The 24,553-nt window shown below is 52.4% G+C and carries 28 protein-coding genes; 3 read left to right on the top strand and 25 right to left on the bottom strand.

The window, feature by feature from the left end; genetic code table 11:
- Nucleotides 1–137: 137 nt before the first annotated feature.
- The 15 genes from deoD to MKZ15_RS14275 form a co-directional block, all read right to left on the bottom strand.
- On the bottom strand, nt 138–845 hold the full coding sequence (gene deoD, locus MKZ15_RS14205; RefSeq protein ID WP_213622808.1) for a purine-nucleoside phosphorylase: 708 nt from the start codon (nt 843–845) through the stop codon (nt 138–140).
- 179 nt (nt 846–1,024) lie between these two features.
- Nucleotides 1,025–1,780, bottom strand: coding sequence for an RNA polymerase sporulation sigma factor SigF (sigF, locus tag MKZ15_RS14210; protein WP_155605411.1), 756 nt, complete (start codon nt 1,778–1,780; stop codon nt 1,025–1,027).
- An 11-nt stretch (nt 1,781–1,791) separates the two neighbouring features.
- Nucleotides 1,792–2,220, bottom strand: coding sequence for an anti-sigma F factor (gene spoIIAB / locus MKZ15_RS14215; protein ID WP_059044801.1), 429 nt, complete (start codon nt 2,218–2,220; stop codon nt 1,792–1,794).
- A gap of 29 nt (nt 2,221–2,249) precedes the next feature.
- Complete coding sequence (gene spoIIAA / locus MKZ15_RS14220) at nt 2,250–2,603, bottom strand: anti-sigma F factor antagonist (RefSeq protein WP_193415950.1); 354 nt, start codon at nt 2,601–2,603, stop codon at nt 2,250–2,252.
- Nucleotides 2,604–2,692: 89 nt separating this feature from the next.
- The gene (locus MKZ15_RS14225) at nt 2,693–3,883 is read right to left on the bottom strand and encodes a D-alanyl-D-alanine carboxypeptidase family protein (RefSeq protein WP_339816618.1); all 1,191 of its coding nucleotides are present in this window, start codon (nt 3,881–3,883) and stop codon (nt 2,693–2,695) included.
- Between the two features lie 223 nt (nt 3,884–4,106).
- Nucleotides 4,107–5,438: a pyrimidine-nucleoside phosphorylase gene (locus MKZ15_RS14230; RefSeq protein WP_155605413.1), complete on the bottom strand. Its 1,332-nt coding sequence runs from the start codon at nt 5,436–5,438 to the stop codon at nt 4,107–4,109.
- Between the two features lie 19 nt (nt 5,439–5,457).
- Complete coding sequence (locus MKZ15_RS14235; protein WP_339816619.1) at nt 5,458–6,294, bottom strand: purine-nucleoside phosphorylase; 837 nt, start codon at nt 6,292–6,294, stop codon at nt 5,458–5,460.
- Nucleotides 6,295–6,347: 53 nt separating this feature from the next.
- A complete protein-coding gene (locus MKZ15_RS14240; protein WP_339816620.1) occupies nt 6,348–7,535 on the bottom strand; it encodes a phosphopentomutase in 1,188 nt (395 codons plus the stop codon).
- A 33-nt stretch (nt 7,536–7,568) separates the two neighbouring features.
- Entirely contained in the window at nt 7,569–8,540 is a 972-nt protein-coding gene (gene xerD, locus MKZ15_RS14245) for a site-specific tyrosine recombinase XerD (RefSeq protein ID WP_213622806.1), read from the bottom strand.
- Nucleotides 8,541–8,646: 106 nt separating this feature from the next.
- Nucleotides 8,647–8,883, bottom strand: a complete 237-nt coding sequence (locus MKZ15_RS14250; protein WP_155605417.1) for a DUF4227 family protein — start codon at nt 8,881–8,883, stop codon at nt 8,647–8,649.
- A 191-nt stretch (nt 8,884–9,074) separates the two neighbouring features.
- On the bottom strand, nt 9,075–9,548 hold the full coding sequence (locus MKZ15_RS14255; RefSeq protein WP_155605418.1) for a Fur family transcriptional regulator: 474 nt from the start codon (nt 9,546–9,548) through the stop codon (nt 9,075–9,077).
- A gap of 219 nt (nt 9,549–9,767) precedes the next feature.
- Nucleotides 9,768–10,586 (bottom strand): DUF2935 domain-containing protein, encoded by an 819-nt coding sequence (locus MKZ15_RS14260; protein ID WP_193415947.1) that lies wholly within the window; start codon nt 10,584–10,586, stop codon nt 9,768–9,770.
- A gap of 393 nt (nt 10,587–10,979) precedes the next feature.
- A complete protein-coding gene (gene spoIIM, locus MKZ15_RS14265) occupies nt 10,980–11,606 on the bottom strand; it encodes a stage II sporulation protein M (protein ID WP_155605419.1) in 627 nt (208 codons plus the stop codon).
- A 63-nt stretch (nt 11,607–11,669) separates the two neighbouring features.
- Nucleotides 11,670–12,914, bottom strand: coding sequence for an endonuclease Q family protein (locus MKZ15_RS14270; protein ID WP_155605420.1), 1,245 nt, complete (start codon nt 12,912–12,914; stop codon nt 11,670–11,672).
- On the bottom strand, nt 12,911–13,477 hold the full coding sequence (locus tag MKZ15_RS14275; protein ID WP_155605421.1) for an NUDIX hydrolase: 567 nt from the start codon (nt 13,475–13,477) through the stop codon (nt 12,911–12,913). Before MKZ15_RS14275 ends, MKZ15_RS14270 begins: the two co-directional genes overlap by 4 nt.
- Nucleotides 13,478–13,767: 290 nt before the next feature.
- Here MKZ15_RS14275 and MKZ15_RS14280 point away from each other — a divergent pair, with 290 nt between their 5' ends.
- Nucleotides 13,768–14,331: a tetratricopeptide repeat protein gene (locus MKZ15_RS14280; protein WP_155605423.1), complete on the top strand. Its 564-nt coding sequence runs from the start codon at nt 13,768–13,770 to the stop codon at nt 14,329–14,331.
- 59 nt (nt 14,332–14,390) lie between these two features.
- Here the strand turns inward: MKZ15_RS14280 and MKZ15_RS14285 are convergent, their stop codons facing one another.
- Nucleotides 14,391–15,518, bottom strand: coding sequence for a M20/M25/M40 family metallo-hydrolase (locus MKZ15_RS14285; protein WP_155605424.1), 1,128 nt, complete (start codon nt 15,516–15,518; stop codon nt 14,391–14,393).
- A 75-nt stretch (nt 15,519–15,593) separates the two neighbouring features.
- On the opposite strand from MKZ15_RS14285, the gene prli42 reads away from it, so the two are divergent.
- Nucleotides 15,594–15,692 carry a stressosome-associated protein Prli42 gene (gene prli42 / locus MKZ15_RS14290; RefSeq protein WP_155605425.1) on the top strand — a complete coding sequence of 33 codons (99 nt, stop codon included), beginning with the start codon at nt 15,594–15,596 and terminating at the stop codon, nt 15,690–15,692.
- A gap of 58 nt (nt 15,693–15,750) precedes the next feature.
- On the opposite strand, the gene lipB is transcribed toward prli42, so the two are convergent.
- The 5 genes from lipB to lpdA form a co-directional block, all read right to left on the bottom strand.
- Nucleotides 15,751–16,437: a lipoyl(octanoyl) transferase LipB gene (lipB, locus tag MKZ15_RS14295; protein ID WP_339816624.1), complete on the bottom strand. Its 687-nt coding sequence runs from the start codon at nt 16,435–16,437 to the stop codon at nt 15,751–15,753.
- A gap of 30 nt (nt 16,438–16,467) precedes the next feature.
- Nucleotides 16,468–17,859 (bottom strand): dihydrolipoamide acetyltransferase family protein, encoded by a 1,392-nt coding sequence (locus tag MKZ15_RS14300; protein ID WP_213622801.1) that lies wholly within the window; start codon nt 17,857–17,859, stop codon nt 16,468–16,470.
- Between the two features lie 18 nt (nt 17,860–17,877).
- Complete coding sequence (locus MKZ15_RS14305; RefSeq protein WP_339816625.1) at nt 17,878–18,864, bottom strand: alpha-ketoacid dehydrogenase subunit beta; 987 nt, start codon at nt 18,862–18,864, stop codon at nt 17,878–17,880.
- 2 nt (nt 18,865–18,866) lie between these two features.
- On the bottom strand, nt 18,867–19,892 hold the full coding sequence (locus MKZ15_RS14310) for a thiamine pyrophosphate-dependent dehydrogenase E1 component subunit alpha (RefSeq protein WP_155605429.1): 1,026 nt from the start codon (nt 19,890–19,892) through the stop codon (nt 18,867–18,869).
- Nucleotides 19,893–20,019: 127 nt separating this feature from the next.
- Complete coding sequence (lpdA, locus tag MKZ15_RS14315) at nt 20,020–21,441, bottom strand: dihydrolipoyl dehydrogenase (protein WP_339816626.1); 1,422 nt, start codon at nt 21,439–21,441, stop codon at nt 20,020–20,022.
- Nucleotides 21,442–21,602: 161 nt separating this feature from the next.
- Between lpdA and MKZ15_RS14320 the strand changes: the two genes are divergently transcribed.
- The gene (locus tag MKZ15_RS14320) at nt 21,603–21,920 is read left to right on the top strand and encodes a DUF2627 domain-containing protein (protein WP_155605431.1); all 318 of its coding nucleotides are present in this window, start codon (nt 21,603–21,605) and stop codon (nt 21,918–21,920) included.
- Nucleotides 21,921–21,982: 62 nt separating this feature from the next.
- On the opposite strand, the gene MKZ15_RS14325 is transcribed toward MKZ15_RS14320, so the two are convergent.
- The 4 genes from MKZ15_RS14325 to spo0A form a co-directional block, all read right to left on the bottom strand.
- A complete protein-coding gene (locus tag MKZ15_RS14325; RefSeq protein ID WP_155605432.1) occupies nt 21,983–22,192 on the bottom strand; it encodes a hypothetical protein in 210 nt (69 codons plus the stop codon).
- Nucleotides 22,193–22,218: 26 nt separating this feature from the next.
- Nucleotides 22,219–23,163 (bottom strand): cation diffusion facilitator family transporter, encoded by a 945-nt coding sequence (locus tag MKZ15_RS14330; RefSeq protein WP_193415938.1) that lies wholly within the window; start codon nt 23,161–23,163, stop codon nt 22,219–22,221.
- A 13-nt stretch (nt 23,164–23,176) separates the two neighbouring features.
- A complete protein-coding gene (locus tag MKZ15_RS14335; protein WP_155605434.1) occupies nt 23,177–23,485 on the bottom strand; it encodes a metalloregulator ArsR/SmtB family transcription factor in 309 nt (102 codons plus the stop codon).
- A gap of 236 nt (nt 23,486–23,721) precedes the next feature.
- Nucleotides 23,722–24,525 (bottom strand): sporulation transcription factor Spo0A, encoded by an 804-nt coding sequence (gene spo0A / locus MKZ15_RS14340; protein WP_193415937.1) that lies wholly within the window; start codon nt 24,523–24,525, stop codon nt 23,722–23,724.
- Nucleotides 24,526–24,553: the final 28 nt, after the last annotated feature.

Genomic DNA, 24,553 nt, shown 5'->3' on the forward strand with positions numbered 1-24,553 from the left:
GCTAACCACCCTTCCACTAGCGTATTGCCCATAGTATGCCAAGCGAGGAGGGGCTTTACTCTTGATGATAAATTTGCGGCATCAAAAAAAGCATGGGGAGATACCCCCATGCTTTTCCCGTTCTAGTTGCTCCGGAATTACAGCGATATGGCTGTGTCCAGCGCCACTTCCATCATTTGCTTAAACGTGGTTTGCCGTTCCTCGGCCGACGTCTCCTCGCCGGTCAGCAAATGATCGCTGACGGTCAGAATCGTTAACGCTTTCGCACCGTATTTGGCGGCCAACGTGTAGAGCGCTGTCGTCTCCATCTCGACCCCAAGCACCCCGTATTTCATCAGCAATTGGGTTACGCTCGTATCGTCACGGTAGAACATGTCCGAGCTGAAAATGTTACCCACATGCAGCTTGAGCCCTTTTTCCACGCCACGCTCATAGGCCGCCTTCAACAGCTCGAAGCTGGCAATCGGCGCAAAATCGTACCCGCTGAAGACATGGCGATTCATGCTTGAATCGGTACAGGAGGCTTGAGCCAAAATAACGTCCCGTACGCGAACATGCTGCTGCATGCCTCCGCAAGTTCCGACGCGAATCAGGTTTTTGACGCCGTATTCTTTCATCAATTCATTCACGTAGATCGAAATCGACGGAACGCCCATGCCGGTCCCCTGTACGGAAATCCGTTTTCCTTGATAGGTACCGGTGAATCCAAGCATCCCGCGCACCTCGTTATAGCAAATGACATCGCTCAAGTACGTTTCCGCAATAAATTTAGCTCGGAGCGGATCCCCCGGCAGCAGGATCGTTTCGGCAATATCTCCCGGTTTAGCTGCGATATGTACACTCATGTTCTGGTATCTCCCTTGCTAACATTTTTGGTATGGCTGCTACTCTCTTATTATATAGGATGCGACAACCAACGTATATGGATGCAAACGATGCAGAGATCTGATGACGTAAAAAAACCCTTCGGTTCCAGCGGCTTCCTGAATGCCGCCGCTGCCCGAAGGGGTGAATGCATGTCAGATCATTGCGCGATCTGGTCGCGAATGCTCTGTAATATTTTCTTCTCCAGCCTGGATACTTGAACTTGAGAGATGCCCAGCCGGCTCGCCACTTCCGACTGGGTCTGGTCGCGGTAGTACCTAAGATAGACGATCAGGCGCTCTCGATCGGTCAAGCCATCGATCGCTTCGTGCAGCGCCAGCTTGTCGAACCAGCGCTCCTGGGATTCATCGGCGATTTGATCCATCAGCGTGATCGGGTCGCCGTCATTTTCAAACACCGTTTCATGAATGGACGCCGGCGGCTTATTCGCCTCCTGGGCAAACACAACGTCCTCGGGCGTAACCCCCAGCTCCTCGGCAACTTCCTTGACGGTCGGAAGCCGACCCAGCAGCTTGGACAATTCATCCTTCTTCTTGCGAACCTTGTTCGCCATTTCCTTCAGTGAACGGCTGACCTTCAGCGTCCCGTCGTCGCGCAGGAAACGCTGAATTTCCCCGATGATCATCGGCACCGCATACGTAGAAAACTTCACATCATAGCTGAGATCAAACTTGTCCACCGACTTAAGCAGGCCGATACAGCCGATTTGAAACAAATCCTCGGGTTCGTATCCCCGATTCATAAACCGCTGCACGACGGACCAGACAAGCCGAATGTTGCAGTTTACCAGACGGTCTCTGGCAGCGTTGTCCCCGGATTGACTCAGGGCGATCAACCGTTTCACTTCCGTGTCGTCCAAAAACTCTCTCGAGATTTGCTTCACTTCGGCATCCATAGATCCAACCCCTAATTGTATAAAGCTTTCTTGGATACAATCCTTTTCTTCATCCGAATACGCGTGCCCCCGCCCATCTCGCTGATCACGTCGAATTCGTCCATGAAATTCTCCATGATCGTAAAGCCCATGCCGGAACGTTCCAGTTCAGGCTTCGACGTATAAAGCGGCTGTTTCGCCAACTCCACATCCTCAATGCCACGGCCTTGATCCTCAATGATCAAAGTTACCGTGTCTCCTTCAATTTCAGCGGAAATGGAGACGACCCCTTCGGGGTTCCCATCATATCCGTGGATAATGGAATTCGTGACCGCCTCTGACACCACCGTCTTCAAGTCGGTGATCTCATCCATCGTTGGATCCAGCTGGGAGACGAACGCGGCGACGGTCACTCGGGCAAACGATTCATTTTCGGACTTTGCGGCAAACTTGAGAGACATAAAATTTCCGGCTTGATTCGCTTGGGTACTCACAGGGCCACCTCCAGATCCGTCAGCGCCGTATCCTCGTTTTCGAAGATGGACATGATCTTAAACAATCCCGACATTTCCAGAAGCCGATATACCGGCGGGTTGACGTCGCATACGACCATCTTCCCGCCCTTTTGCTTGATCAGCTTATATCTTCCGAGGATCACTCCGATACCGGAGCTATCCATAAACTGCAGCGACTTCAGGCTTAATACGAGATTGCGGCAGTTTCCACGGGCGATTTCTTCATCCATCCGCATGCGGACGTCGTCCGCCGTGTGATGGTCTAGTTCCCCGCTCAAGCGCACGATTAACGTTTCGCGGTGTTTTTCCATTTCCACTTGCAAATTCACGTCTGTTCACTCTCCTCCCTGACATGAACACAACAATTCTAGATTTCCGGTCCGGATTCCTGCCGACTGACAAAACTAGAAGAAAAGCCCTATGAATCTACAAAAAACAAGTGTGCCGCCGTCCGTTTAAATAACGTCCACCAGCCGGCTTTATCGATATCGTTAGGTGCGGTTAGTTCGAATTCGGTCAGCACGCGGCCATCCTGATACACCACCAATTTGCCGACGGATTGACCCGATTTGATCGGAGCTGCGAGTTTATCCGGCGTTATGAGCTTATGGGTGATGCTGTCCTGCTTCACGCCTTTTTTAACCAGAACGTTAAACGGCTTCGAAGCGGCCAGTTCCAACTGGGCGCTCATCCCTTTCTGTACCTTCACCTTGCCGATCGTTTCACCCGCTTGATAAATCGGCAGCAGCGCGTATTGCGAGAAGGCATAATCGAACATGGCCGATACTTCGCTGTTCCGCGTTTTTGTGTTTGGCTCCCCAAGTACCACGGCGATCAAACGCAGCCCGTCGCGTTTTGCGGTGGCGGCCAGGCAGAACTTCGCTTCCGACGTATAGCCGGTTTTCAGACCGTCGGCTCCGCTGTAGAAACGAACTAGCTTGTTCGTGTTAACGAGCCAGAACGGTTTCTCCGACCCCTGCCGCAAGTAATCCTGGTAAGCGCCGGTATATTTCGTGATTCCCTCATGCTTCAGCAGCTCCCGGCTCATGACGGCAATATCGTGGGCCGAGCTATAGTGATCGGCCACCGGCAAGCCGTTGCAGTTGGCAAAATGCGTGTCCTTCAGCCCGAGCGACTGTGCCCGCTCATTCATCATTTTCACGAACGCTTTCTCGGAACCGGCAAGCTTCTCTGCCAGTGCTACGGATGCGTCGTTCCCAGAAGCCATGGCAACGCCCTTCAGCAGCTCATCGACCGTCATCGCTTCCCCCGGCTCCAGAAAGATCTGCGACCCGCCCATAGACGCCGCATACTCGCTGGCAGTGACCTTGTCGTTCAACTTCAGCGTGCCGTTATCGATCGCTTCCATCGTCAGCAGCATCGTCATGATTTTAGTAATGCTGGCCGGGGGCAGCTTCTCGTGGCTCTTTTTCTCGTAAATGATCGTACCCGTATCGGCATCGATCAATACGGCGGACAGTGCATTTTCCGCCAACGCGATTTCATCATCCCCCACATGCGGTCCACCATGTTCCGCGCTGGTGTAAGTCGGCCATACCGAAACGGCCAAAACGAACGCGGCAAACCAGATCAACACCCGTCTTTTCAAGATTCGTCCTCCTTTAGACATAAGTCTGGATTCTGCTAACCTAGTATCGGCATGAAAGTGGGATAATATTCCTGCGCAAAAAAGAAAAAACGCCTTTCGGCGTTTGATTTTGTGGCATATTAAGAATAAGGGACATAAGTGGCCTTTAAGGCCTAATATTACCGCTATTTCATACGATCCCATGATTCTTACCTCTGGACCGTGGCGACTTAACCGCACTAGCTTAGAACCGCTTGACCCCATCCGGCGTCACCAGCGCGAAAACCAGCGGCCGTCTCGGCACCTTCGTTCCGGAGATGCCGTAAGCATTTAAGATGCGCCGTTCCGCTTCCGCGCGGCCCGTTTCATGGCTAGGGTTGAAATGGAGCACGGCCAGCGTTTCGCCGACTTCAACCGGATCGCCGATCTTTTTGCGCAGCTCCACCCCGGCCGCCAGATCGATGACAGAATCCTTCGTTTCCCGGCCAGCGCCCAGCATCATGGCGGCGATGCCGATCTCTTCCGCCTGGATCGATTCCACGAACCCGCTCGCGCTCGCCTTCACGTCCACCTTCAGCTCTGCCGTCGGCAGCAGCTCCGGATGGTCGATCTGCTCCGTGTTCCCGCCTTGCGCGGCGACCATCTGCTTCAGCTTCTCCAGGGCTTCGCCGCTATCGATCTGCGCAGTCAGCATGGCATGTGCTTCTTCTTCATCGGAAGCTTTGCCGCCGAGTATCAGCATATGCGAGGCCAAGATCAGGCAAACTTCCTCCAGATCCGCCGGGCCTTCCCCTCGCAGCGTCGCGACGGCTTCCTGGATCTCCAGCGCATTGCCGATCGCGTGGCCTAACGGTTGGTCCATGTCACTGATCACGGCGACCGTACGGCGACCGACCTGCGTACCGATATCGACCATCGCCTTAGCCAGGCGGATCGAGTCCTCCAGCGTCTTCATGAACGCGCCGCTGCCGGTCTTCACGTCAAGCACGATCGCATCTGCACCGGCTGCGATCTTCTTGCTCATGACACTGCTGGCAATCAGCGGAATGGAATCTACCGTTGCAGTCACATCCCGCAGCGCATACAGCTTCTTATCGGCTGGCGTCATATTGCCGCTTTGGCCGACGACCGCCAGGCCGATTTCGTTAACCTGACGGAAGAACTGTTCCTTCCCAAGCTCCACGGAGAATCCGGAGATCGCTTCCAGCTTGTCAATCGTCCCGCCGGTATGGCCCAGGCCCCGGCCTGACATCTTCGCCACCGGCACGCCGGCAGCCGCCACAAGAGGTCCGAGTACCACGGTCGTTTTGTCGCCGACCCCGCCAGTTGAGTGCTTATCGACCTTGATGCCATGAATGGAGCCGAGGTCAATCGTATCTCCGGAACCGGCCATGGCTAACGTCAGGTCGGCTGTTTCCCGGGCAGTCATCCCTTGATAAAAAACGGCCATCGCCCAAGCAGACATTTGGTAGTCGGGAATCTGCCCTTCGCTGTACCCTTTCACCAAGAAGACGATCTCTTCGCTCGTCAACTCTTGGCCGTCTCTTTTTTTACGGATCAGATCTACCGCTCTCATCGCTCCTTACCTCCGTTCCTTAAGCTTCTCCGATTTGTGGGATAATGGACAACACGAGGCTCAGAAACTTCTCTCGCACGCGCTCGGTTGTTTCCATGACCTCCTGGTGGGATAATGGCTGGTCCAAAATGCCGGAAGCCATGTTACTGATGCAGGAGATGCCCAACACTTCAATGCCCGCATGCCGGGCCACGATCGTCTCGGAGACGGTGGACATCCCCACAGCGTCCGCGCCAAGAGTCCGAAGCATCCGGATTTCCGCCGGCGTTTCATAAGTCGGGCCAAGCAAACCGGCATAAACACCCTCTTGCAAAGGCACCCCTTTGTCTGCGGCTATCTTCCGAGCGATGTCACGCAATCGACGGCTGTACGCCTGAGACATATCCGGGAAGCGGGCTCCGAGTTCCTCGTCATTTGGTCCAACCAAAGGATTTCTCCCGGTCAGATTCAGATGGTCGGAAATCAACATCAAATCCCCCGGGTGATAAGACGTGTTCACCCCGCCTGCAGCGTTCGTGACGAGCAGCGTAGAAACACCAAGCTCTTTCATGACCCGTACCGGGAATGCGGTCATTTCAGGACCATATCCTTCGTACATGTGGAAACGTCCTTTCATAAGCACAACGGCCGTGCCTTGCACCGTGCCGATCAACAGTTCGCCGGCATGGCCTTCCACCGTCGACTGCGGAAAAAACGGGATATCGCGGTAGTCGATGCTAACCGGCTGCTCGATGTGGTCGGCCAGAACGCCTAATCCGGAACCCAGAATTAATCCTACCTTCGGCGTAATCGCCGACCGGGAACGGATATATTCCGCCGCCTCCCGGATCATACCAATGGTCAATGTAGTCGTCATCTCAAAAATCCTCCAAGTCCAAAATAAAAGCTCGCTTTTTGGAACTACCTCTCTTAGATAAGTTCGTGTAAAAAGCTCTTGCCGTGCTCGGTCGCGTGTACCCCGAAATTGTCAGCGATCGTCGCTGCCAAATCCGCATAAGTAGCTCTGACGCCTAGGCTGCCCGGTTGGTTCAGGCTTGGCCCATAAACGAGCAGCGGCACGTATTCACGCGTATGGTCCGTTCCGGCATGAATCGGATCATTGCCATGATCGGCTGTAATAACCAACAGGTCGTTCTCGCCCACATTCTTCAGCAAATCCGGCAACGCAGCGTCAAATTCCTCCAGGGCGCGCGCGTAACCTTGAGGGTCGCGACGATGACCGTATAAGGAATCGAAATCAACAAGATTCGTGAACAGCATCCCAGAGAAATCCTGGCCGATCCGGTTCAAGGTCTCCTCAATCCCGTGCTGATTGCTCTTCGTCGGATACGAAGCGGTAATGCCTTCTCCGGAGAAAATATCGTTGATCTTCCCGACAGAAACAACTTCCTTGCCGGCGTTTTTCAGCGCGTTCAGTACGGTGGGTTCCGGCGGTTTCACCGCGTAATCATGGCGGTTTGGCGTACGCTGGAAGTTGTCCGGCTGACCGACAAACGGACGGGCGATGACGCGCCCGACGAAATGCTCCGGCTCAAGCGTCAACCGACGGGCGATTTCACAGGCCCGGTACAGCTCCGGCAGAGGAATGACTTCTTCATGGGCGGCGATTTGGAATACGCTATCGGCCGAGGTGTATACGATCCAGTTGCCGGTCTTCATATGCTCTTCCCCAAGCTCTACCAAAATTTCCGTGCCCGAAGCCGGCTTGTTCCCGATGATTTTGCGGCCCGTTTCTTGCTCGAAGCGAGCGATCAAATCTCGCGGAAAGCCATTGGGGTACGTTTGGAACGGCGTTTCGGTCTTCAGTCCCATCAGCTCCCAGTGACCGGTCATTGTATCCTTTCCCGAGGAAATCTCGGCCATCTTACCGAAATAAGCCGTCGGTTCAGCCACCGGGCTCAAATTCGGCAGCTCCGCAATATTGCCTAATCCTAATTTTTGCAGGTTTGGCAGCTTAGTACCGGGCACAGTTTGCAGAATATGCCCAAGCGTATGAGCACCCTCATCGCCAAATTGTTTCGCGTCTGGCAGCTCGCCGATCCCCACGCTGTCGAGGACGATGACGGTCATTTTTCTAAAACGATTCCCGTTTTGCATCTTCTATCACTCCTTTAATCTATGCAGCTATAGTTATCCCTTGCCTGAAGGGAAAACATTCTGCCTGTCCTTTGGTGAACCATCATCTGTGGTCTCCGGCGCCTCCGGCTCGCGTTTGGCCCGAGGATGAAAGGCGTCGTAGACCGTTTTCAAATTGGTCTTGGAGCGGCTTACGTACATTTGAATCGTCGAGGCGTCGGCATGCCCTAACAGCTCCTGCACCGACCCTACGTCCGCCCCCCGTTCCAGCAGGTGAACGGCGAAGGAATGACGTAGGGTATGGGGCGTGATGTCCGCCGAGATCCCGGCCTCCTGGCCGTATCTCTTGATCAACTTCCAAAAGCCCTGGCGACTGATCCGCCCGCCCCGGCGATTGGGGAACAAGGCAGGGTTGTCCTGCTCGTTCGGGATCAAATGGGTTCGTCCTTCCCTCAAATACCGATCCAACCATTCCGACGTGACCCCGCCAAACGGAATGATTCGCTCTTTGCCCCGTTCGCCTGAGCAGCGGAGAAACTGGAGTTCCAGATTTACGTCTGCCGTATTCAACGAGATCAGCTCCGAAACACGGATGCCGGTTGCATAAAGCAGCTCCAACATCGCCTTGTCCCGAAGTCCCAGTTGGGTATCCGGCCGGGGCGTCTCAAGCAGCCGTTCCGTCTCCTCCACCGTCAGCGTTTGCGGGAGTTTCTTCTCCGCTTTCGGCACCTCCAGCATCACGAAGGGATTCTGGTCAATCCGTCGTTCCCGCAATAAATACTGAAAAAAGGCTCGAAGGGTCACGGACACCCGCTGAATCGTTGCCGGAGCTTTACCTTGTTCTTTCAGATAAGCAAAATAGAGCAGAATTCCCGCGCGGGTGACTTGGCGATATTCGTCGATCTGCTTGTCCTGTAAATAAGTTATGTACTGCTTCAGATCCCGTGAATAGGATGCCTGAGTCGACTCGCTTAACCCTCGCTGCTCGGCCAAAAATGAAATAAAAGAGGCCGCATCCCGTTCCATGCGTTGCGCCTCCTTTCTCAGTTGTCCACAAGCCATATTTTCAACCATCCGCCTTGATACTAATTCCACATCAAGCCGTTCATTCCCTGCTGCTCCTGCCGATCAACTACTCTCCATACCAGAAAAATAGCTTCAGCCGCTCCGTCATCATCTCCATCTCCGCGCTTCCCGGTACCCCTTCACGAAACACCTTAACCGCGGAGCCCTCGGGGACGCGGTACTTGTCCTCGCGAAACACGTAATCATCCAGCAGCCCCAGCGCTCTATACAAAGTATACGCAAGCACGACGAAAAGGATCAAATATTTCCCCGATCTCAGCCATTTTCGAAGTGAAATCACCATAGACAGTCCCCATCCTCTCAATCGTTCCTCCAGCGTCCGAGCCTTGCTTGGACACCCTATGTATTCAGTATATAAAGAGGGACAGGGGAGTATGCGGGATTGCCTCAATCGGCCCATACGGCCTTCGCATTCGCGCAGGCAACGTAAAAAGCTCCCTACGGCAGGGCCGTAAAGAGCTCGGCTTAATCATTCTATTTCTTATTGCCATTTCCCGGAGAGTCGTTGTTCTTGTCCTTGCATCGGTAACAAATGCCCTGAAAATCCAACCGGTGGTCGAGCACCGTAAAGTTGAATTCCTTCTCCAAGCGTTCCTCGAGCGGTCCAAGCCAATCCTCGCGGATTTCATCCATTGCCCCGCATTGAACGCAGATCAAATGGTGGTGATGATGTTTTGTCGTATCGGTACGCAGGTCGTACCGGGCTACTCCGTCACCGAAGTTGATCTTCTCCACGACATGAAGCTCGCTGAGCAGTTCCAACGTTCGATAGACCGTGGCCAGGCCGATTTCCGGCGCCTTGTCCTTCACGAGCATGAAAACATCTTCCGCACTGAGATGATCGTCTTCATTTTCGAGCAATACGCGTACCGTGGCTTCCCGCTGGGGCGTCAATTTGTAACCGTGGGATTGTAACTGCTGTTTGATTTTTTCGATCTTTGCTTCCATGTTATCCCTCCCCCAGCCCTTGCCGCACATCCAAAAAAAGTTCTATAACCACTTCTTTCATTATAGGGGGAGTTATTCAACAAAGTCAAACATTTTGGTAGAGTCGCTTTCGTTCTGCAAGACCAAACAGAGGCCCGCACATTTACGCAATCAAAAGATAAAAAATCAAGAACTTCTTCGTGGATTTTCGTTCAGTTCATATTCACTTTTTGATCAATTTCAAAATACAATTTCTTTCTTATTTACCTTCATGCCGGACAGCGACCGATCAAACATGTCAAGAATAAATAGGAATCGCTCTGCCTCCCGAAAAACGTGATCCGCTAGCAAAGGGTGAATGATACTTTTGATTCGGCACTCTTCAATTAGGTCACGCGCAGTTTTTTTAAAATCGCGCAGAGATGTAACTGAAACGCGGTTTTCATCAACAAATTGACTTAAAAGTGGATGAGTCTGCGACTCGGGGCGCATAGAACTTAAATCAATAGCCTGATACATCAGCGTATCGAATTCATGGCTAAACTCCCTTGCCTGTTCCACCAATTTTCGTTCAGATGGGTCAAGCAGATGGCCTATAAACTTTGCGTGATCTGCCATGATTTTAAGAAAAAAGATATTTTCATCGATAATCGCATCAGCTAATGGTTCAAGCCTCCCGTTATTGAGTTCCTCCAATCTGTTGCTGAAATACCTTGCTTCCCGGCTGACATGATCGACAAGCAGAGGGAAATTGTTTCCGCCCGGAAGTTTGCACCGCAATATTAGCCCGAGTACCTTCCTCTTGAATGCCCAGATGTGAGTAGCAGCATGGTAAACTTCCGAATTGAACTGTCTGATGGTTTGGGGGTCAGTATCTGCTTGAAAAGAATGGGCTCTTCTTTCTATATCCTCGAAGATCGTATAAAATTGATTTGCCTCATTAATTAGTTGGGTGTCTTCGCATCTAAAACCCAGTTTAAGGAACAAAGAATGTTCTTTCATAATGCGTGACCAAAAACGCACCTCGTCCAATGATCGTACAACAAAAGGATCTGACAACAATATCCCTCCATCCAAAATTCTTAAAAAATTTATCGTTCAAATTGACCTACTAACAGAGTTTATGGGAATGGCATGTTTCAATATGCTATCGAATAAAAAAGAGCGGCCAACAAAGACAGTAGATTGCTGCTCTTTTTAACACTCCGCGTTGTCCTGTTCAACACCCCCCCAAGAGCTTAAGCCCGTTGTATACGTTCAAGCGCTCACGAACAGTTTGTTCCCTCAACGGTCACATTACGAAGAAAATGAAAAAGGATGCCTCCGAGAAAGTGAAAATCCACTTTGGAAACATCCTGAACGATGTCAATTTGCCGTAAATGTGATTTTTTTGTAATTTTACGCCTTTAGCAACAACCGGGAAAGCGGGAATTTCAATATACAAGCCCCATTTCACGCAATCAAAGGCGTAACCCAGCCCATCATAACCGGGGTCACCCAGGTTTCGAATGAGGAAACGGCGAGCAGCACCGCGGCCATGGCCAGCGTCAGCCCCGTGTAGGAGAGGAACGGACGAGTGGCCTGACCTGTGCGGCTCATGAGAACACGCGAGCGAATAATATTTAATGAGAAGCCGACAGCCGCCACACTGGCAATCAGCAACGCTGGAATCACGATCAGATTATGCGGGGCAACTGAGACCAGGGCAAACAGCAGTCCCTTCCAAGTATATTGGCCGACCAAGCAGCCGACCGTGAAGCCGATCAGCACCCCTTTTAGGAAATCAAGGATCAGGATGCCCGGTAACCCGATGACGGACAAGCCGAGCAGCCAGATCAAACCAAGCCATTTCAAATGCAAGGCGGCCACGTCCCAAAAGGCCTGCGTCTGAAACTCCACACCGCCCTCGTTTATCGACAGAAAAAAGTCACCCAAATAACGGGAGATATCCTGTTGTTGTTCCAAAGTGAGTGCATTTACCATCAAGGCACCGAATACGACGCCCATCAAAAACAGCACGGAAACAAAAACATAAAGCGGCGTTTGATCTTTGAGCGCATGGCGAATGGGATGCAGCATCGAATTTTGCCTCCTAGCTTGTTCTTTAGGGTCTTATCCTAAACTATGAACAAGCCTGCCCGCCTATGACTGCTTCTTTCCTAGAGGGTTTTCGACAGATTCGGATTTCTTCACTTTGCCGTAAATCCCGCCGCCTCCCGCACTTAACTCCAGTCTGCCGCTTCGTGCCAAGACAATCCGTTCGGCCAACTCTGCCCCTGCCACTTCCGCTAACTGAGCTTCCGGCACGTGATGCAAAATGTTCATCTCCGTGCCGAACTTATCGAGAAGCAACTCCAATTTCGCGGGACCTAGACCTGGGATGAACTCCAGCGGAACCTGGTAATGATACGGCGGGCGATGAGACGGTACCTTTGGCTCCATTCGATCCGCGATCGAGCGGATGCGGTCCAGCACCCCCCGAACCAACTTCGGGCTGCCGCAATAAGGACAGCGTTCCACGGCAACTTCCGCCTCATCGATGATGTAGTTACAGTTGCTGCAATACGTTCGATGATATTTGCCAAGGCGCGGATTCAGCCCGTAATTGCCGGCCACCAGCCGCCCCTCCTCACGTCGCAATGCCTTCGTGAACTCGAGATAACTTGCTTCCTTAAGCCGCAACTCGTTATATTCCCGGCCGATTTTGCCAAGGGAATGCGCATCCGAATTCGTTAAAATTGTATAAGGGTCCAACTCGCTGATCAACCCAGCCATTTCGGTATCGGCGCTGAGTCCAAGTTCCACCGCGCTGATTAGGGAAAGATCCAGCACATCGGACATGCGTGGTGCACAACTGCCATAAATGCTGCGATGCGGCGTGAAAATATGGGCAGGAATGATCATGCCTCCCCGTGCGTAAACCTCCTCCTGCAGGGTTCGGGCCGGTGCGTATACCCGCTGCGAGCTAAGACCGACGTTCTTCATTCTGGGCTTAAGCCAGTCGGTGAAGCCACGGATCAGCTCCAAATGGGGGAAGAAGGCTAATAGATGCGCCGGACCCATACCTGGCTCACGAATTTCCAGCTCGCTGCCAAGCAGAATCGTCGTCCCCTGATAGGCAATTCCCCCGTCTTTTAGTTCTTGCATTTCGCCCCGCTTCAGACACAACTCGATGTCCTCCTGCACCCCGGGTGCATGGCAGTCAATGATGCCTACAAGACCGATTCCCTTACGCTGCGCCGCCTCCTTCGCGATCCCGGCAAAGGTCAAGTTACGGCTGCCGCTGATCTTGACCGGGTCCCCCCGTCCGGTTCGACCAATGTGGATGTGCAAATCCGCAAAGACGGTTGTCAGCCGATCCGAGGCTACATCGGATTGTTGGCTCATACCTCTACTCCCACCGAACCCCGGATGCTCCAGAGCTGCCAAATATACACTGCCAGGATCGTTTTGGCGTCGGCAATTCGCCCTTCGGCAATCAGGTCGAGCGCCTCTTCCAGCGTCGCCTCCTGGACTTCGATGAATTCGTCCTCATCCAGTGACATTTCCCCGGCACTCAACTGCTCGGCCAGATAAAGATGAATGACTTCATCCGCGAACCCCGGTGAGGTATAGAACGAATGCAAATGCGTCAGTTTATCGCAACGATAGCCGGTCTCTTCCTGAAGCTCGCGAACTGCCGCTTCCGCAGGGTCTTCCCCCTTCTCCAACTTGCCGGCCGGAATCTCCAATTCACAGCGGCCCATCGCCTGACGGAATTGGTCGACCAGCAGCAGGCGCCCCTCACGTACCGCCAGCACGGCAACCGCGCCCGGATGCCTAACGATTTCGCGTTGCGCCATCACTCCATCCGGAAGCTTTACCGTATCGATCTGCAGGGAAATCACTTTTCCGCTAAACACCGGCTCCGTAGAAACCGTAGTTTCGATTAACTTATCGTTTGCTGCCATCCTGATTCCTCCTTCATTATGCAAAAGATCTCCTCATCCATTCATAACTTGTCCATGCCGGACATATGGTGTTATTATACCAAACCTGTTCGGAAAGGAGCCCCCTTATGAAAAGCTATTTTGCGATGGATCGCATACGCGCCCAAGGAAAAGGCTGGCAAATCCGCATCCTGTTGTCCCAATGGATGAAAGAAGCAGGTCCCGACGCCAAAATCTCCGATCTCATCCAATCCTATAAAACTAGTTATTCAGTCACGGTTATTCCGGTTAATATAAGGAGGGGGTGAATTATGCGTAGTCCTACCGGACAACCTCAAAATATGGGTAAACTCGTAGAAATGATTCAAAACGCCGTAACGACCGGACGCCTTGATGTCGCCGAACAGCTGGCAGGGCAAACCGATCTTTATTTACTTAGCGAACTGGTACAATCTTTATATAAAGAGGGGTATGTCACTTTAGCCAAAGAAAGGCTGTTAAAGATAGAACCTCGCATCCTTCGCGAACCCTCCCCCCCATTTTTAGAGCTTAGCTTGATTTGGGCGGAAATCTGCTACGATGAGAGGCGGTATGACGAAGCAGCCCCTATCTTTGAAGCGATTGCCGAGCGGCATCCCGATTTCGCTGCGGCCCGTTTTGGTGCGGCCTCCTGTTACATACAGCAGGCCATCGTCAATTTAGAGCGAAGAATCCAGCTGTATCATCCGACCAAATTGGAGCAGGAGAAAATCTGTAAATATCTAGATGACTTTCACCAGGCCTTGCGTCTCATACAGACCTCAGGCTGGCATACTGAATGGAACCAGGGGCAGATTCGTCAATACCCGGCGAGATCGGCCAGCTTATTGCATTAACAAAATAAAATGCCCGGTGCACCTCCCGCACCGGGCATTTTATCTATCCTCGATACCGCTTAGGAGGATACGGATTGACGGACGATTTCCAGCGCAAACTGCGCCGTCTTGACGATATCGTCCTTCTTGATTCTTTCGTTCGTCGTGTGGATGTCCTCATAGCCAATAGCCAAATTCAAGGTTGGAACCCCCAGGCGATTAAATACATTCGCGTCGCTGCCGCCGCCAGTCGTAAACGTCGTGCCCGACAGTCCAAGCACAGAGGCCGCTTGCTTAGCGATTCGCAGCACGGGAGCCTCCTCGGGAATTCGGAACGCATGATATAGCACCTCGCTGCGGAATTCTCCTTTGGCCCCGAAGTCGCGACATGCCGATTCGACCGCTTCCTTCATTTCTTCCAGTTGCTTGTCGACTTTCTCCTGGGACATGCTGCGCGCTTCACCGTATAAAGTGACATGGTCAGGTACGATGTTGGTAGCGCCGCCGCCTTCGAATTTACCAATATTGGCGGTCGTTTCTTGGTCGATCCGTCCCAATTTCATCCGAGCCAACGCTTTGCCCGCCACCTGGATCGCGCTGATGCCATCCTCGGGATTCACCCCAGCATGGGCGGCTTTGCCATAAATTTCGATTTCCACACGAGCCTGCGTAGGCGCGCCAATACAGATCGTTCCTACTTCACCGTTCGTATCGATTGCAAACCCGAACTTGGCGTCCAGGTAGCGCGATTCCAATGCCCGCGCACCGCGCAAGCTTGATTCCTCACCGACTGAAATCACGAACTGGATCTGGCCGTGCGGGATTTGTTTCTCCTGAAGAACCTGAATAAGTTCCAACAACACCGCAACCCCTGCTTTGTCATCAGCCCCCAGGATGGTCGTGCCGTCGCTGCGAATCCATCCGTCCTCGCCGACCACCGGTTTGATTCCCTTGCCCGGTGTGACCGTATCCATATGACAGGTGAACAAGAAAGGTTCAGCGGATACCCCCTCAGTGGCTTTCAAAGTGGCAATCAGGTTCCCGGCGCCATGCCCCGTCTCCGCCTGCGAATCGTCCTCAACGACATCCAATCCCAACTCGTTGAATTTGCGTTTAAGTACATCGGCAATCTGGCGCTCATGTTTCGTTTCGCTGTCGATCTGCACCAGTTCCAAAAATTGTCCGATGATGCGTTCCTCGTGAATCATTGGACTTTCCTCACTTTCTTCGATACGATAATAGAGATGATCATAATCTACGTTTAAGCAAAAGGAGTTACCGTTATGCGTAAAAACCGAATGAGAATCGTCGTTTTATTGATGTTGTTTGCCATGCTAGCTTCGACGCTGATCGCTTTTCTGGAGCCTTTCTTCATTCGCTAGCCCTGCCATGGGGGCATGGCTGCTTCGTCATGAATAGATGACTTTGTGAACTACCTCTTTACGCCGTAGTCCAAGCCCCCGAACGCTCAAATACCGCGTTAAACTTCGGAACGATGTCCCTTGCGACTTGTTCTACCGTAAACGAGCGACCCGTTACATCCTCCAGTGAGGTGACCCCGTATTCTTGAATTCCGCAAGGAATGATTCCGCCGAAGCCTTCCTCTTGAATACCGGACTTGACGTTAAATGCAAACCCATGGCTCGTAATGAAGCCTTTTTGGTGCCTGCTTTTGTTAAATTTCACGCCGATGGCACAAATTTTCACATCACCGACCCATACCCCGGTATACTCTGGTTTACGCGACCCTTCTATACCGAAACCGGCAATATAATCGATAATGACCTGCTCCAGTTGGCGCAGGTAACCGTGCAAATCCAGTTCACGTCCGGCCCCCAGCCGAAGCAGGGGATAACCGACAAGCTGGCCGGGGCCATGGTATGTAATATCTCCGCCGCGGTCGATTTCAAACACCGCAATGCCCCGATCCTTCAGTTGCTCTGCGCTGAGTAGCAGATGCTCGGGATGACGCTGGGAGCCGATGGTATAGGTCGGCGGATGCTGCAACAGCAGCAGGTGTTCTCCCTGCTGCTGCGCATCCATCTCTTTGATGAGCCGTTTCTGCAAATCCCAGGCTTCCCCATATTCCATCATCGGATAATAGCGTACTGTCAAGCCCTCGTTCATCGCAATCTCGCCTCGATCCTCTCTTTACGCTCAATAAACCTGCGTTTCCGAATTGTAGCTTTCCATATTTTCCTTCACCCGCTGCATAAAGCGACCGCAAATGACCCCGTCCAGGATCCGGTGATCTAATGACAAGCAGAGATTGGCCATCGAACGGACGGCAATCATGTCGTTAATGACAACCGGTCTTTTGACGATAGATTCAAACGTTAAGATGGCGGCTTGCGGATAATTGATAATCGGTTGCGTCAAGATCGAGCCAAAGGAACCGGTATTGTTAACCGTAAACGTCCCGCCTTGCATGTCATCCAGCTTCAGCTTGCCGGAACGAACCTTCGATGCCAGCTCCTCGATTTCCCGCGCCAAGCCGGCGATATTTTTCTGGTCGGCCTTTTTGATGACCGGCGTCAGCACCGAATCCTCGGTCCCGACAGCCAGGGAAATGTTGATATCGCGCTTGACGATGATTTTGTCTACCGCCCACACCGAGTTCATGATCGGATAATCCTTGATGGCTCCCACAACCGCCTTCAACAGGAACGCCAGATACGTCAGATTGACGCCTTCCTTCTGCATAAATTCCTGCTTAATCTTGTTGCGCAGTTGCACCAGGTTGGTGACATCCACTTCGATCATCATCCAACCGTGTGGAATCTCCGACACGCTTTGGCGCATCCGGGTCGCAATCGTGTTACGAATCGGGGTCACGTCGATAAAATACTCAGAACGGTCGCCCCCCTCCACTTCAATGGTCGGGATCGGAGGGTTTTCCGTCAGGTGCAAGCCAGAATGGCGTACCGGCCCGGCAGCTGCGTTCAGCCCGCCAGAGATGGCGTTCTGCGGCGCCGCTGTAGCGATAGGCGCTGCCTGTGGCTGTACGGGCTTCGCGGCGGCTGTTGACGTGGCTGCTGGAGCAGCTGGCGCAGCAACAGCACCACGACCGCCCTGCTCGATATAGGCCAAGACGTCCTTGCGCGTGATCCGCCCGCCAAGCCCGGTGCCGACGATTTGCCGCAGATCCAGGCCATGCTGGGCGGCAAGCGTCTGTACCGCCGGCGAGTACCGGCTGCGCTGCGACTCGTCAAGCTGCTCAGCCGTGCCTATCATCCCCGCCTCAGGGCTGACAGCCGCGGGTGCGTCTTGACCGCTAGCCGTTACCTCATCCGCGTTCGCCGTCTCGATCCGGCAGATTACGGCACCGACCTGAACCTCCTCCCCTTCCTCGGCCAGCAGCTCGCCCATCACGCCGTCCAAGGTCGAAGGAATTTCCGCATTCACTTTATCTGTGATGACTTCGAGAATAGGTTCGTATTGCTCAACCGGATCACCCGGCTTCTTCAACCACTTCCCGATGGTTGCCGACACGAGCGATTCGGCGAGCTGGGGCAAATGTACGTCAATCAATGTTTTATTGGATGGCATCGGTATACTCACTCCCAATTAATAAAGCGCCAATTGAAGCATTGCTTCTTTGACCTTATCTTTGCTAAGCATAAAGAATTTCTCCATCGGCGGACTGATCGGCATTGCCGGAACGTCTGGGCCGCATAACCGCGCGATCGGCGCGTCCAGTTCGAACAGGCACTCCTCGGAGATAATCGCCGAGACCTCAGCGCCAATCCCACCGGTCTTATTATCTTCATGAACGATCAACACCTTCCCCGTCTTCCGGGCTGCTTCCACGATCGCTTCGCGGTCCAGGGGCTGCAGCGTACGCAAATCGAGAATATGAGAGCTGATCCCCTGCTCCGCAGCTAGTTCTTCTGCGGCTTGCATCGCAAAATGCAGCGGCAAGCTGTAACTGATAACCGTAATATCGCTGCCTTCGCGAAGCAGGTTTGCCTTGCCGATCGGTACCACGTAATCGTCCTCCGGCACATCCTCTTTGATCAGCTTGTAGCATTTTTTGTTCTCAAAGAATAACACCGGATCGGGGTCGCGGATCGCCGCCTTCAACAAGCCTTTGGCATCATAAGCCGAATAGGGGGCAACAATCTTAAGCCCTGGCGTGCCGAAGAAGATCGATTCCGGGCACTGGGAATGGTACAATCCGCCGAAGATCCCGCCGCCAATTGGGGCGCGAACGACGACAGGGCAATTCCAGTCGTTGTTGGAGCGGTAGCGGATTTTGGCCGCTTCGCTAATGATCTGGTTGGTAGCAGGTAACATAAAGTCCGAATACTGCATTTCCGCGATCGGTTTCAGCCCATACATCGCTGCCCCAATCGCAACCCCGGCGATCGCCGATTCGGCGAGCGGGGTGTCGATGACGCGCATTTCCCCAAACTGCTCCTGCAGTCCTTTTGTCGTCGTGAAGACGCCACCTTTGACACCGACGTCTTCCCCCAGCACAAATACGTTCTCGTCCCGCTCCATTTCTTCCTTCATCGCAAGACGAATCGCGTCGATATATTCCATCACCGGCATAATTATTGACCCTCCCCTTCGCTGGCATACACGTGCAGCAGTGTGTCCTCCGGTTTCGGGAAAGGCGCGTTGTCTGCAGCTTCCACGGCTTCCTTCAGCTGCCCATGGATCTCCTTCGACAGCCTTTCATCCTGCTCTTCGCTCCACAGACCGGTTTCGATCAGATAAGATTTCATTTTCGGAATTCCGTCTTTTTTCCAATTCTCATCGACTTCTTCTTTTGTCCGATACGCCAGGTCATTGTCCGAAGTAGAGTGTGGAGACAACCGGTACATCATCGCCTCGACCAGCGTAGGTCCTTCGCCGCGAACGGCACGTTCCCGCGCTTCCTTCACGACCCGATACACTTCGAGCGCATCGTTGCCATCTACGCGAATTCCCGGAAAACCGTAGCCTTGAGCCCGGTCGCAAACGCGCCCGCCCAATTGCTTCTTCACAGGAACGGAAATGGCGTATTGGTTATTTTCGCACATGAAAATCACCGGCAGTTTCTGAACCCCAGCGAAGTTCAAGCCTTCATGAAAATCGCCCTGGTTGCTGGAGCCTTCGCCAAATGTAACGAAGGAAACGATGTCCTTCTTTTGCATTTTCGCGGCCAAAGCCACGCCCACCGCATGGGGTACCTGAGTGGTTACCGGACTAGAGCCGGTCACAATACGCAGCCGTTTGCTGCCGAAATGCCCCGGCATTTGCCGGCCGCCGCTGTTGGGGTCGTCCGCTTTAGCGAACGCAGAGAGCATCAGTTCCGTCAGCGACATACCAGCCGCCAGCACAAATCCGTAGTCGCGGTAGTACGGCAGGAAGTAATCGCGCTGACGGTCTAACGCGAAAGCCGCGGCAACCTGCGCTGTCTCCTGACCGACCCCGGACACGTGGAAATTGATTTTTCCTGCCCGCTGCAGCAGCAGGTTTCGCTCGTCGAATTTGCGCGCAATCACCATATATCTGTACATCTCAACGACTTCAGCATCCGTTAATCCGAGCTGCTTATGTTTGGATTCAGTTTGAACAATACTTTTCGCATTCATGGGAGTTACCTCCTTCGATTGGGGCATTACATAGCTTAATCTTAACACCAGGTACTAAGACTTGGAATAAGTTTATTATAATCTTTTTGCAGCGAAAAAGAAAATAGCCGTCTTCCCGTCCGTTTCTTCAGGCGTTTAAGGAGTTCCCGTCCACGGCTAACGCCGCTTCTCCGATAATTTCCGCCAGCGTCGGGTGCGCGAAAATCGCCTGTCCGACTTCCCAAGGCGTCGCGTCCAGCACCTGTGCCAGTGCCGCTTGGCTGATCAGCTCCGTCACATGAGGCCCGATCATCTGAACGCCGAGAATGTCATTCGTGCGGGCATCGGCTACCATTTTGACGAAGCCTTCCGTTTCGCCGTGTACCATCGCCTTGCCGATCGCCGAAAACGGAACCTTCCCGATTTTGACGTCCAGCCCTTTCGCTTTCGCCTCTTTGGCAGTGATTCCGACCGAAGCCACCTCCGGACGTGTATACACGCAACGCGGCACTTGGCTGTCCTGATAACCATGCGAAGCTTCCCCGGACAAATGATGAACGGCCGTTAACCCCTCATGACTAGCAGCATGCGCCAGCTGAAGTCCGCCGATGCAATCACCGATGGCATAAATGTGAGGCTCGGTTGTCTGCATATGTTCATTTACCCGGATGAAGCCGCGGTCTAACCCGATGTCGGTATTTTCCAGCCCAATATTCTCCACATTAGCCTGCCGACCAATCGAGACTAACAGCTTGTCCGCCTCTAGCCGAATCGATTCGTCCCCTCGCTTCGCCGAAATATGTACCCGGTTATCACCCATTTCGAAGGAACTTGGATCTACGGAAACCCCCGTAATGACTTCAATCCCTCGGCGCTGCAGCTGTTTCTGCAATTCTCGGGCCACATCCTCGTCCTCGGCCGGCAGCAGTTGATTCGCCGCTTCCACCACAGTTACCTGCACGCCAAAGTCATTCAGCAGCGATGCCCACTCCACGCCAATGACACCGCCCCCTACGATCAGCATCGAGCCAGGGAGATCCGCTAGCTGCAATGCTTCATCACTGCTGAGAATATGATTGCCGTCCGGTTCAAGACCCGGCAGCGTGCGCGGCCGTGAGCCTGTTGCGATGATCAGATTTGTCGGCACGATGGTCTCCATCTCCCCATCCGGGAGCTCTACGGCAACCGCTCCACTTTTCGGCGAGAAAATCGATGGCCCAATCACTCGTCCATTTCCTTCAATCACGCGGATTTTATGTTTACGCATCAAATATTGGACCCCTTTATGCAGCTGATCCACGATGCTTTGCTTTCTTTCTTGTACTTTCGGAAACACCAGGGTGACCCCGTTTGTTTCGATGCCGTAGCTTGTGCTATCCTTCATTTGCGCGAAGAGCTCGGCGCTTCGAAGCAGCGCTTTGCTTGGGATACAGCCCCGATGCAGACAAGTTCCACCTAGCTTGTCCCGCTCGATGATGACGACATCTTTCCCCAATTGGGCCGCGCGAATGGCCGCGATATATCCTCCCGTACCTCCGCCCAGTACCGCTACATCACAAGTTATTGCCATATCAGATCTCCACCCATTCTATCAATTCAGTCGCTTTCCCCTATTTTACCTTGTTTTTCCGTGAATACAAACCAGAGCTGCAAATAGACATCACATCAGGAAAAAGGTATGATATTTTTAACAATACATAGCCATTATGAGATGAAAGGACGATCTCCCTCATGAAGTTGATGTTATCCCGGTTTGTCGCCATTATATTGCTGGTTATTCCCGGCATTACGGCGATGATCGGCTTCCTGAAAATCAAAGACTCCCTATTTGATTATATGTCCGCTCACGGTGACGATGCGTTATCCCGCATAACATTCGACTGGCTAAACTTTGGGCTGGGTGTTGTTCTATTCGCAGCCGGCGCCGGATTTCTGGGTGGCTGGATCTTCTTCAGGGACCGCAAACGGAACTACGTCGGACCTAGATTTCGCAAAAAAGAAGCCTCTGCCGTCAAAGAACCGGAGCCGGCCGGGATCCCGCACGATTAACCTTAGATGGCAAAAAAATAAACCTCTTTCGCCTTAACAGATGGGCGGGAGAGGTTTTCAACTTATTCGTATAAGGCTTCTTTCAGCTTGGTCGACATCCGCGAAGCGTTGTGGGAAGAAGCCCGAAGCAATGCTTTGCGTAATCTGGCATTTTCAGCGGTTACTTGTTCGATTTGATCGATAAGCTCCAACAAAACCTGCCGCTTCTCCTCCTCCAGATGGACCTCCTCCAGCAAACTCCGATAAGCCGCCGAATCAAATTTCTGGGACATGTTTGCTCATCCTTTCTCAGATCGCATTATACCATAAGCTCCCGATGTCGGATGTGCGTCGTTTCGACCTGAATGGTGGAATGACCGATCTGGAACGTTGTCTCTAACACGGAAATAGCTTCTTGAAGCACGGTTTGACTCTGGCTTTCGTCCTCAATCGTCAGATGGCAGCTTAGCGCATCCATACCCGATGTGATCGTCCAAATATGCAAATCATGTACCTCAACAACGCCAGGTATGCCTTCCAGACACTGTTTAACCTCGCTTTGATCGATCGATGCGGGCGAACCTTCCATGAGAATATGCACCGATTGGACTAACACGCCCCAAGCACCGCGAAGAATTAACAACGCTACGACAACACTGATGATGGGGTCAAAAATGTACCAACCAAATAACGACATCACGATTCCTGCCAAGATCGCTCCGACAGAACCCAAAGCGTCTCCCAAGACGTGTAGGTAGGCACTTTTCAGATTCACATTCCCCTTCACATCGCCTTTCTTGAGCAAGGCGGCAGCGCTGGCTAAGTTGGCAAGCAAGCCGATGACCGCGATGACGATCATGGTATTGCTGGAAACGGTCGGCGGATCAAGCAGGCGCCCGTAGGCCTCCCATATGATAATTCCGGCAATCACGAACAGGGTAACCCCGTTAAGCAGCGCCGCCAATATCTCCAGCCGGTGGAACCCGTACGTGTTCCGCTTCGAAGCGGGGCGGGCGGCAAACCAAATCGCGAATAAGCTGAGCACCAACGAACTAGCGTCGCTAAGCATATGTCCCGAGTCGGATAACAAAGCTAAGCTTCCCGTAAACAACCCGCCGCAAAATTCGAGAACAGCAATCGAAGCCGTAATCAACAAAGCGATGAGCAGTCCTTTTTTATTCCCTGACCGCACGGCATGGTGATCGTGATGGTGGCCGGCATGGTCGTGATGGTGATGCGCGTGAGAATCATGATGATGTTCCATTGAAACTCCCTCCCTAATCGCATTTCGCATGTTGGATTGCCTGGGTCAAGAGCGAGATAACATGGTCGTCGTCGCAGCTGTAATACATCGTATTCGCCTCCCGCCGGAACTTCACGAGCCGCAAATTACGCAGTAAACTCAGCTGATGGGATACCGCCGATTGTGACAAATTCAGCACGTCCGAGATATGGGTCACGGAACATTCTTCTTCCGACAGCAAATAAAGAATTTTGATGCGAGTGGGGTCGGATAATGCCTTGAAAATTGTAGACACCTTCTCCAGCGTATCCGGGTTCAGATAGGTGTGGACATCTCTCTCCATCGGTAGTTCCTCCTCAAAATCAAGTACATGAGCATATGTTCATATACAGAATAATCCTCAAGGTAGGTTTTGTCAATTGGCTAATAAAAAATTATCCTCCCAAAATAAAAAACGGCCGCATCCCGGTATACACCGAGAGGGACCGCCTTTCATTCGTATCTGTATAACTACGCAAGTGAACGACCAACGTTATAAATTCACCAGTCGTTATCACGTTCATTCGTTTCCTTAGACTTTCACGAAACTTTATGCTCGATCCGAAGCTTATCCGCCACCATGGCAATAAATTCGCTGTTAGTCGGCTTGGATTTGGAGATATTGATCGTATATCCAAATAGATGGCTGATCGAATCGATGTTGCCGCGCGTCCAGGCGACCTCGATCGCATGGCGAATTGCGCGCTCCACGCGAGAAGGCGTCGTTTTGAATTTTTCTGCGATTGCCGGATACAGCGTCTTTGTGATTGCGCCTAAGATCTCGATGTTATTGTATACCATCGTAATGGCTTCACGTAGATATTGGTACCCTTTAATATGCGCAGGAACTCCGATTTCATGTATGATCGAAGTGATGTTCGCATCGAGGTTTTTGCCCTTGCCTAAAGGTACCACATTCGATTTGGTGTAAGAAGTCGATGGTGTATTCGTCGTTAAGGTTTGAACGCCGACAAGCTGACGGATACGATTCGCTAGGACTTCCATGTCAAAAGGTTTCAAGATGTAGTAAGAAGCGCCAAGCTGAACAGCACGTTGCGTGATGTTCTCTTGACCAAAAGCGGTCAGCATGATGATTTTAGGTTGCGGTGTCAAGTTGAGATCGCGAATGCGCTCAAGTACGCCGAGTCCGTCTAGATGAGGCATAATGATGTCCAGGATCAACACGTCCGGAACTCTTGCTGCATTATCGATCATCTCCAGCACTTCTTCCCCATTATAGGCGATTCCCGAGACGACCATATCGTCTTGCTCCGAAATGTATTCCGCGAGCAAATTCGTAAATTCTCGATTATCATCCGCCAACAACACTTCGATTTTCTGCACTGCCTACGTCCTCCTTCAGGTAAATGGA

Source organism: Paenibacillus sp. FSL R7-0216, assembly GCF_037969915.1.
Lineage (GTDB): Bacteria > Bacillota > Bacilli > Paenibacillales > Paenibacillaceae > Fontibacillus > Fontibacillus rhizolycopersici.